Genomic DNA, 8,981 nt, shown 5'->3' on the forward strand with positions numbered 1-8,981 from the left:
CTTAAGGATGACGGAAGTGTTGCAACAGAGTGGCTTTATGATCAAGGAAATTGGTATTATTTATATCCAGAAGGATCCATGGCACAAGATACAACAGTGAATGGGTGTTATGTAAATGATAATGGTGAATGGATAACTAAAGTTGTTACTGACGAAGGGGATATTGGATATAATTTTATTAACAAAGCAACAGATGAGATAAGTAATACCTATGAAGATAACTCATGGAAGCAAGATTGCTTAGAACGTGGATGGGGACCATTAACTAAGGAGGCTTATGATGAAAAGGCTGCAGAAGCAAAGTCACAAGCAACCTATTTCCCAATTGTACATGCAAATGAGTTTGATTGGGGAAAGGTAATTTGGGGAAGTGTAACAGGCGTAGATACTGTAATCTCAGAAGATACTATAATTGTATCTTCTGTATCAGAATACATGGCGAATTATGTTTATAATAATAGTAATTTAACAAATAGCTCAAGTAGAATTGAAGCATATAGGAAGATGTTTGATATTGCGAATAGAGCTGATGATATAAGAGTAGTTTCGAGAACACTTAATTCTGGGGGATGGAAATCGTTAAGTACAAAAATAGGTGTTGGAGGTAATATTATCGCTGGAGGAATAAATATTTATAATGATATAAACAATAAAGATTACGATGATGTAGATAAAAATAAAGCAGTTACAGTTGATATAATAACTACAGGATTTTCAGTTGGATCTACTATAGCTATAGCTGCTTTAATTCCCGGTGTAGGATGGGCATTTGCAGCAGGTGTTGTTGCAGGGTGTACTATTTCAGCAATAGGTGAGTTTTGGAAAGAGAGTTGGATAAAATGATTGACACAATTAAGTACCTTTTAGTATTGGGAATATCAATATCTTTTATTTACTATACAATTTTTGTTGTCAAAAAAGATATTTGTTTAAAAATATTTTCAATGTTACTTTCAACTACTGGGATCTTACTATTTTTATGGAAAGTTAGTGGTATAAATGAAGTTCTATTTAGAAATTTATTTTTCATTTCTACAGCAGGATTAGTAATTCAGATAACAGTTATGGCGTGGAGAATAAGAAAAATTCCAGAGAAGAGATATGGTACATATGCTTGGTTAGGTACACTTATTTTCTTGTGTTTAGCATTAATCGCAATTTATGTAATGTCAAAAATAGGAGTATATGGATAAATGGATTATGGATCAAATCTGTTGTGAACTTTTTCGGACACATATTTTGCATAATATAATGAAGCAACAGTTGTAAATAATACAAGTTTTGCCAATGAGTAGGTAAGAAGAGTTGAAAGATAAGCTGATGCAATTTGTAATCAGACACCATTCTTTGAATAATGCGGAGAAAAAATATCATATTAGGATATAAATGATACAACTATTTAGTAAAGATGCTTGATAAGGATAAATCAAAGGCTTGTAGTAAAATGGAGAGTTCATTCCCATATAAGATTATTAGGAGTTAAAAAAATTTTTTAAAGTTATACTCTTGTGACTAAATCCAGTTGTATAAACGGTTTGATAAAACTGAAAATAAAAAATTAAGACTAACATCGGATAATCATATCCTTTGTTAGCCTTTTCTTTTGCTTAAAAATAGCACTAAAAGAATACTGAAGAATAATTAATTTTTTAGCAGATTCCTTCAATTCAATAGCTTTTTCTCTACCATACCTACCTTTAGATGCTTTATACAAAAGGGTTGTTAACATCTTAAGACTGGTGAAATAATATATAATGAGAGTTATGTTGCTGGTAGTGGAGTAGGAAATATAGAAAAGGGGGCGGCTGAAGCTGGATTAGCTAGTACTAGAAGTATAGATAGTAAAGTTCTTAAAGAGTTGAAAAAAATGGGACTTGATAAAAAGTTTCAAAATGCTATGGAGAAAGGTTTAGCACCAAGAAGACAAGGAACTTCAGGCATAATTGAACTTAGCAAAGATGAAATAATTACGAAAGGAGGAATTGAATATACTTATAAGCTTAAAGTACCGACAGCAGGTGGACATACCAGAGTTTATGGATATGTAAATGATGCTGGTGAATTAGTATTTGATTTATTATTGAAAAAGTAGGATGTGAATGAATATAATGAATATTAAAGATATACAAGAAGCTTTTAATAACAATTATAATTTTAGTGATTTGATAACAAAATCACGAGAATATATTGAGGAGATAGTGGATAATCGCGAAAATAACTTTTTAGCTGAGACCATTGAGGAATCTCAAAAAAGAAATGAATTAAAGGATTTTGTAATTGAATATAGCAAAACATACTTAATTATCAATAAATGCTTGGGAGAGAATCCGTCATTCAGGATAGCATTCAATTTTATTAATCCTGAAAGTGGTTATCCTGATTATGTTTATGAGATAGAATACAATATATTGGGAGAATTTCAAGATGAGTTTTTTCTAGAGGTATAATTACAAAATTATTACTAGTAGTTGACATAAAAGAATAAGATTAAATATAGCAAGCAAAACATTTGCTACAATTATGTATAGAAGAAGCTAACCGAATAATAATAATTCTGTAGTAAGTTCGGTAGCAACAATAAGAAAAATACATTCTAATAACTGCAAACATCTATCAAAAAGAGGCTTTAATGCAACCAGCTATAGAAACGGATAACATTCTGTAAAAACTTCTTTTGACGTCTGATTCAAGCTACTAGCAAAATTCCAATGGATGCTATAAAGGTATCTGTTGGAGTTTTTCTTTCTAAGGTCTAACTTTGGATATAATAGGACATAGCTTGGTACACGGAAATTAAGGATGCCTTGAAACCTTTCAGGGTATACGAATAACAAATAAAAGAGTCTGTGTGGTTTTATCCGATTTTCTCCAGACTATAAAAGCGGTGATTATTAGTATAAGCGGTTATGTATGATACTGTGTACAAACCGCTTATTTTTATGTGCCTACTGCAATACAAAGTCTTTTGGACACAGTAGAATCGCTGTAATCCAAGCAATGTAAAGAGTTACAGCGATTTATAGTAGTGGTTTGTAAGCTATTCTACATTGTAAACTAAGCATTAGTACAGCTCTATGCCACCTAGTTTCAGTACACTCCAAAAACTAGCTGGGTCTATATCATTAAGCCAGCACTCCAAATTGCTGATATTTAACCTCTTAGCATACTCAATACTTTCTGCATCTGACTCTGTGATAGGGTGACACTCTGAACAACTTATCGCAGAATAAGTGTAATCACTAATGAGGTTATCATCTACCCTGTGGTATTCGTAATGTATCCAGTTGGGAGGAAGTCCCTCAAGTATGGCCTTTGGGTAAAAAGCTCCAAATTCGATTTGAATATGTGTAATTTTATCAATATAGGGGTGGCCTAAAAACAAATCATATGTCTCTAGGCTAGTGGAAATGACCTTAAATCCGCGTTCTGTAAGGAGCTCAACAACTATATTAAGTTCCTTATAGTCACACTTGCACTTTTTATTTGCCAACTTAAAACCTCCTTATTATACTTGTCTTTACTTGTAAAAGGTAACCTTAACTATTTATAATTTATAACTCCTGTTTAATTTGTTTAGCATACAATTAGGTGGCCTTCGTTATTTTTATGCTAAATAATATGCACATGATTACTTATAGCATCTTCTATTTCTTTACTGCTTACACCAAGGTATTTTTGTGTTATTGCTATTGTACTATGCTGCAAAAGAGTTCTAACCAACTCAATGTTTTGGTGGTTGTTGTTGAAGATTTCATTAGCATAGAACTTTCGGAAACTATGTGTAGATACATTTTCGAGTTCTAAATAGTCGCATACAATTTTTAGCTGTTTCTGTATTGCTCGTTCGGTTAAAGGAAACAGCTTATCTTCTATATTTAGCTTATTATCCAAAGCATATTCTTTAATTACAGTGAGTTAAATTCAGAATTATACTGTGATATAATAAATTTGAATTGTATGTTTAATTTTGGAATACCCCATGAGCATAGCTATGAATTAAATGATAATATGGATTATGAAGCTTTTAAGGATATTAAGACATTCTATGAAGCAGGTGGATATAATGCAGGATATCACGATACAGATTATTTCTATTATGAAATAAAAAGAAGATACATATTTGAGATTGGTTCAGAGATTTATTATAAGAAAAAAGATTTATATATTAGAGAATATGAAGCTTATAAAGATAAGGAAGAAATATTTTATAAATATAAGTTATGTAGAAAAAATGGAGTATGGCAAAGTATAATTTACAATAAGCTTTTAAAGGGAGCAACTCTTGAAGGAAAAGTTCTAGCAGTAAAAGAAGAGTTAGTAAAGCTTCATTTAAACATAGACGAAAATCAAAGTGAAGAAGAAGCTTATTGGTTTAGATATGCACCACCATCAGTAAACATAATGTATTCAATGCCTACTATTGGAGAAAGTGCAAGGCTTTATTTTCCAAGTGAAGATGGTGCAGAACCAATTATTACAGGTTGCATAAGAAAAAATGGAGATACTTGTGAAAAAACATCTGATACAACAAATAGATATTTTGCTTCAGAACATGGAAGTGAGATAGAAATGCTTCCAGGAGCTTTAAATATAAATGGTGGAAGTAAAGATCCACTAAGTATAAATTTTGATGATGAAACAGGAGTAACTCTTACAAGTCCAACAGGATTAAACCTAAACGCAGGTGGAAAAATAGCAATAAGGACAAAAAATAACGTAAACATAACAGCTCAAAGCAAAATATTAATGACCAAAGGAAATACAGAAAATGGAGTCTCAATAGAAGGAGAATTCCATATAAAAGGCAATAATGTAATAAAAAATGGAAGCTGTAGAGAAACTTATGCTCCTTTTGCAGAAGGAGGAGTATAAAATGGACTTTAATATTGGAAATTTAGTAATTGGTGCTGTAGGAGGAATGGCAAAAATAGGAAGTGCAGTAGGTAATGCATTATCACCGGTAGCTAAATGTGGAGGACTCCCTGGAAGCTTTGCTGGAGTTATAGCTGGAGTTGCAGCAGTTCTTGCAAATGTTTGTGAAGATGGAGAGATTGATGAGGAGGAGGAAGAACTTCTCGAAGAAGTATTTAAATTACTGGTTGGAGCTCTTATAGCAAGATTTGGTTCTGGTAGATCAGAGAATGATAATAGTAAAGATAGTAATGTTAATCCGTTTGTAAAATCATGGAATTCAATAAAGGAAATAGGTTGTGATTTTTGGAATGGACTTGATGACAGAAGGCAGAGGGCATTGGATTCACCATATGACTTTGTAAATTGGCTAACTTTAGGAATTCCTGATGGCGTAAAAGCAAGTTTACAAGAAAATGCAAAAAGATCTGAAAAAGCATTTAATTCAGGTTATGATTTTACTAATTGGATTACCTTAGGAAATGTAGATATGGTAAATGAAACATTTAACCCAAAAGATCCATTATCAAAAGAACATTGGTTAAATAGTTTTGGAACAGTATCAACTCTTTTTGGAATAAAACAAACTAAAGGTACAACTATACCTGAAAAAGATGTACTTGCAGTACCCCAAAAGGGTGAAGTTGTAAATAAATGGGGAAGTGAAGCTGGCGGATTATGTTTTACAGAAGAGACACTAGTTTTAATTAAAGATGGTCATAAACATATAAAAGATATTAAAATTGGTGATGAAGTTTACTCCCAAAATCAATATACAGGTGAAAAAGGATTAAAGAAAGTTACAGATCTATTTGTAAATGAAACAGATAGACTTGTTCACATTAGTATTAAGGAAACTGAAATAAAAGCTACACCAACTCATCCATTTTGGGTTGTTGATAAAGGATGGATAGTAGCAGAAGAATTGGAAGTAGGAGATAATGTACAACTTTATTCTGGCCAGGTAATTGAAGTTACATCATTAAAATTTGAGTTGATAGAAGAACATGTAAAAGTATATAATTTTGAAGTTGAAGAGTGGCACACATATTATGTTTCAAATAGAGGTGTTTTAGTGCATAACACTTGTAGTGAATATGTGCCTAATAATCCAAAGTGGGCTGGGGCTGGCACAGATATGTGGACATGGGCAGAAGAAAATAATTACAAACTAAGTTTTGGTGGTGGAACTGATATAGGTAAAATGTTTGTTAGCAATAGCGAAGGTGAAGTTATAGGAGAAATTCACAGTGGGCAACTCGTTAACCGTGGTGTTAATGCTGGAAAAGAATTTCAAATACACTTTGAATATTATTATGAAGGAACGACAAAAACAGATGATTCTTTACATTTGTATTTTGAAGATTAAGAAGGGGTTTATAAAGAATGAAAATATTAAAAGAGGAATTAGGATATGTTATCGAAAATTCACATGAAATAAAAAATAATGAAGAAATTGCAGATATACTAAGTTCGTTTTTAGATGAAGATTCGTTACTGATTTTTAGTTGCATTGATACTGAGTATTTTCTTAATAATTTGCAAAATGAAGATAAGAAGACACAAGAGTTTTATAGGAAATTAATAGAGTTCAACAAGCGTAGAGGGCATGGTATATTAAGGGATGATGATGATGAACGGGAAAAAACAAATTTTATTAAAGAAAGGACGGTTTTTATAAATAATGAATCGGATTTGCCAGCACAATACCCTAGCCATAAAAAAAGAAGAACAATTTGGTATAAAACACTAAATAAATCCGAGATTATTAAGGCAATAAATATTGACCAATTATTCAAATGTATTGTATTAAAGAAAGGTAAAGATTTTTACGAATATAATTATGCTATAAAGCAGTATGAAACTGAAGAAGGAAAGAATTTATTTATTACTGAAAAGGAAGTAGGGAATTTTGAAAAATATGTTTATCCAATAATATGTAATAAGAATATTTTATAGACAAACTGACTTAATAAAATTAGAAATATTCACTGCAATTGGTTATAGAAATGTAGGACATTCTGCAAAAACTTCTTTTGATGTCTGATTCAAGCAAATAGAAAAATTCCAATTGATGTCATAAAGGCGTCTATTGGAGTTTTCTTTTTAAGGTTCAACTTGGATACAATAGGATATAGTTTGGGCATATTTTGGACATAGAAAATCTAGTAGAATCAATGATTTTGACGTATAGGTCTAAGTTTCAAGGCAATTCAGCTATAAGAAAAAATACTAAATAATAAATAATAAAGAAACAGAAGATAAAGATATTAATAACCGTGATAATTGGATAGATAATTTTGTATGGTCAATGGAAGATAGATTTCGAAGAAGATTAAAAAATGAAGAGTTTACCATGGATGGATGCGAAAATTATCCTATTAAAAGTGCTGAATATGGAAGTGAAAATTCTCAATGGAAAGTATACAAAGCAGGTAAGGAGCCAAAAGATATAGATGAATCACAAATAAAAGAGGAAGTAGGAGAATGAAAAAAATAATAAAAATAGTTTTAATTTTAATATCTATAATTACATTTTTAATATTAATAGATATTTTTACTATGACAGTTACTGTTAGAAAAGTTACAAAAGATATAAAAACAGTTGAAGGAAGTAAAGAACCTTTAGACAGTACTACTAGTGAAATATACTGTCAATATCTTACGGGTGATTGTGAAGATGGAGATTGGGTAGTGATAGGTAAAGATGGTATTTTATTTAATCGTGATAATAAGAAATGGGATAGAATAATTGTTATAGGGAATGTACCTAAGAAAATCAATCATCGTATATTGGGTAATATACTTGTATTTGAAGGAAAATATTTAGGTGTAAAAAAGAAAAAAGGATATAATTATGACTGTAAAATATTTAAAGCAGAAAATTGGTTTATAAAGTATCCAATAGAAAGAATTTCAGTAGAAGAATATTATCCTAAAGATGGATTAAGTTTAGCAGATATACTTGATGCAGAATCAATGCCAGTTCGTGAAATAATGGAATATGAGAATTAAGTTAAACTTAGAATTTTTATAAAAAAGATAATTATTATTTATTATTTTAACTGACTACAATTTTGTGGTCAGTTAAAATTTTTCTTAAAATTCAGTTATAATAACAGCACAAAGCAAAATATTAATGACTAAGGCACATGAAAGAAAATAACAAGTCCAAAATGCGATGTATATTTTGCGTCAGGCAAGGAAACATAATGGTTTAATAGCAAGCTATTAGGCCATTATACTGACGCAACATGACCCGAAATAGACTAGCATATTGACTTGTTATTATTTTGAATGTGCCTAAGGAAATACAGAAAATGGAGTCTCAATAGAAGGGGAATTACTTACTGGACTTATGTCAATATCTTGGATACCAAAAGTCAAATTTTTCAGCCTACAATCCTTGCTGAAATTATAATTAATAAGATATAATAAGGATATATAATGAAGTTCTTTAAAGAAAGTGAGGTGAAGACCTTGTCAAAGAAACATGACTATGACGCAGCATGGAAAACAATACTTGAAGCATTTGAAGTGGAAGTTGTAGAAGTATTATTCCCTGAAATATTTGATGAGATTGCATGGGAACTTGGAAGTGAAAGTTTAGATTTAGAGCTTCAAGAAATTCAAAGAGAAATTTTTGATAAAGATAGTGCTGAAAAGATAATTTCAGATAAAATAATAAAGGTAAAGCTTAAAGATAATAATAGCAAAATTTTATTTATTCATGTTGAAGTTCAAAGTTATAGTAGTGATGAAGATGCTTTCGGCGAAAGAATGTTTAGATATTTTTATAGAATATGGGATAAATTCAGATACAAAAATAAGGATAAGAGTGAAGTTATAGGAGCAGCTATATATACTTATAAAGGTGAACGTGGAAAAGACAAAAGGTATGTATATAAAGTTCCAAATATAGAAAATGAAATTTTAATTTATAATTTTAGAACAATAGATGTTGAAAAAATAAATTTAGAGAGCATAAGTGATGATAATCCTTTAAAATTAGTATTTAAGATGGCAAAAACGTTATTAGAAACAAAGTCATCAGATGAGGATATTTATAA

9 protein-coding genes and 2 pseudogenes are annotated in these 8,981 nt (G+C 30.5%); 10 read left to right on the forward strand and 1 reads right to left on the reverse strand.

What is annotated here, in order from left to right; genetic code table 11:
* The 4 genes and pseudogenes from KYD98_RS17760 to KYD98_RS17775 form a co-directional block, all read left to right on the forward strand.
* A pseudogene (locus KYD98_RS17760) lies at nt 1-843 on the forward strand (hypothetical protein); the annotation flags it as partial.
* On the forward strand, nt 840-1,193 hold the full coding sequence (locus KYD98_RS17765; RefSeq protein ID WP_219781392.1) for a hypothetical protein: 354 nt from the start codon (nt 840-842) through the stop codon (nt 1,191-1,193). The pseudogene KYD98_RS17760 and the gene KYD98_RS17765, both read left to right, overlap by 4 nt.
* A gap of 674 nt (nt 1,194-1,867) precedes the next feature.
* On the forward strand, nt 1,868-2,092 hold the full coding sequence (locus KYD98_RS17770; protein ID WP_219781393.1) for a hypothetical protein: 225 nt from the start codon (nt 1,868-1,870) through the stop codon (nt 2,090-2,092).
* 16 nt (nt 2,093-2,108) lie between these two features.
* On the forward strand, nt 2,109-2,447 hold the full coding sequence (locus KYD98_RS17775) for a hypothetical protein (RefSeq protein WP_219781394.1): 339 nt from the start codon (nt 2,109-2,111) through the stop codon (nt 2,445-2,447).
* A gap of 614 nt (nt 2,448-3,061) precedes the next feature.
* On the opposite strand, the gene KYD98_RS17780 is transcribed toward KYD98_RS17775, so the two are convergent.
* A complete protein-coding gene (locus KYD98_RS17780) occupies nt 3,062-3,490 on the reverse strand; it encodes a hypothetical protein (RefSeq protein WP_219781395.1) in 429 nt (142 codons plus the stop codon).
* Between the two features lie 419 nt (nt 3,491-3,909).
* On the opposite strand from KYD98_RS17780, the pseudogene KYD98_RS17785 reads away from it, so the two are divergent.
* From KYD98_RS17785 to KYD98_RS17810, 6 genes and pseudogenes are all read left to right on the forward strand, one after another.
* Nucleotides 3,910-4,872: pseudogene (locus tag KYD98_RS17785) on the forward strand (late control protein D); the annotation flags it as partial.
* 1 nt (nt 4,873) lies between these two features.
* Nucleotides 4,874-6,280: a polymorphic toxin-type HINT domain-containing protein gene (locus tag KYD98_RS18360; RefSeq protein ID WP_258049926.1), complete on the forward strand. Its 1,407-nt coding sequence runs from the start codon at nt 4,874-4,876 to the stop codon at nt 6,278-6,280.
* A gap of 17 nt (nt 6,281-6,297) precedes the next feature.
* Nucleotides 6,298-6,870 (forward strand): hypothetical protein, encoded by a 573-nt coding sequence (locus KYD98_RS17795; protein ID WP_219781396.1) that lies wholly within the window; start codon nt 6,298-6,300, stop codon nt 6,868-6,870.
* 352 nt (nt 6,871-7,222) lie between these two features.
* Entirely contained in the window at nt 7,223-7,402 is a 180-nt protein-coding gene (locus KYD98_RS17800; protein WP_219781397.1) for a hypothetical protein, read from the forward strand.
* Entirely contained in the window at nt 7,399-7,926 is a 528-nt protein-coding gene (locus tag KYD98_RS17805) for a hypothetical protein (protein ID WP_219781398.1), read from the forward strand. The genes KYD98_RS17800 and KYD98_RS17805 overlap by 4 nt, the downstream gene beginning before the upstream one ends.
* Nucleotides 7,927-8,391: 465 nt before the next feature.
* Nucleotides 8,392-8,981, forward strand: a 590-nt coding sequence (locus KYD98_RS17810) for an Rpn family recombination-promoting nuclease/putative transposase (protein ID WP_258049927.1), incomplete at its 3' end; no start/stop codon positions are given.

The sequence above is a fragment of the Clostridium weizhouense genome (genome assembly GCF_019431045.1).
Taxonomy (GTDB): domain Bacteria; phylum Bacillota; class Clostridia; order Clostridiales; family Clostridiaceae; genus Clostridium; species Clostridium weizhouense.

Excerpts from the sequence above, each read along its gene's own strand:
- KYD98_RS17805 (WP_219781398.1), top strand. The coding sequence starts at position 7,399 with ATGAAAAAAATAATAAAAATAGTTTTAATTTTAATATCTATAATTACA.
- KYD98_RS17775 (WP_219781394.1), top strand. The coding sequence starts at position 2,109 with ATGAATATTAAAGATATACAAGAAGCTTTTAATAACAATTATAATTTT.
- KYD98_RS17765 (WP_219781392.1), top strand. The coding sequence starts at position 840 with ATGATTGACACAATTAAGTACCTTTTAGTATTGGGAATATCAATATCT.
- KYD98_RS17800 (WP_219781397.1), top strand. The coding sequence starts at position 7,223 with ATGGAAGATAGATTTCGAAGAAGATTAAAAAATGAAGAGTTTACCATG.
- KYD98_RS17795 (WP_219781396.1), top strand. The coding sequence starts at position 6,298 with ATGAAAATATTAAAAGAGGAATTAGGATATGTTATCGAAAATTCACAT.
- KYD98_RS18360 (WP_258049926.1), top strand. The coding sequence starts at position 4,874 with ATGGACTTTAATATTGGAAATTTAGTAATTGGTGCTGTAGGAGGAATG.
- KYD98_RS17770 (WP_219781393.1), top strand. The coding sequence starts at position 1,868 with ATGGGACTTGATAAAAAGTTTCAAAATGCTATGGAGAAAGGTTTAGCA.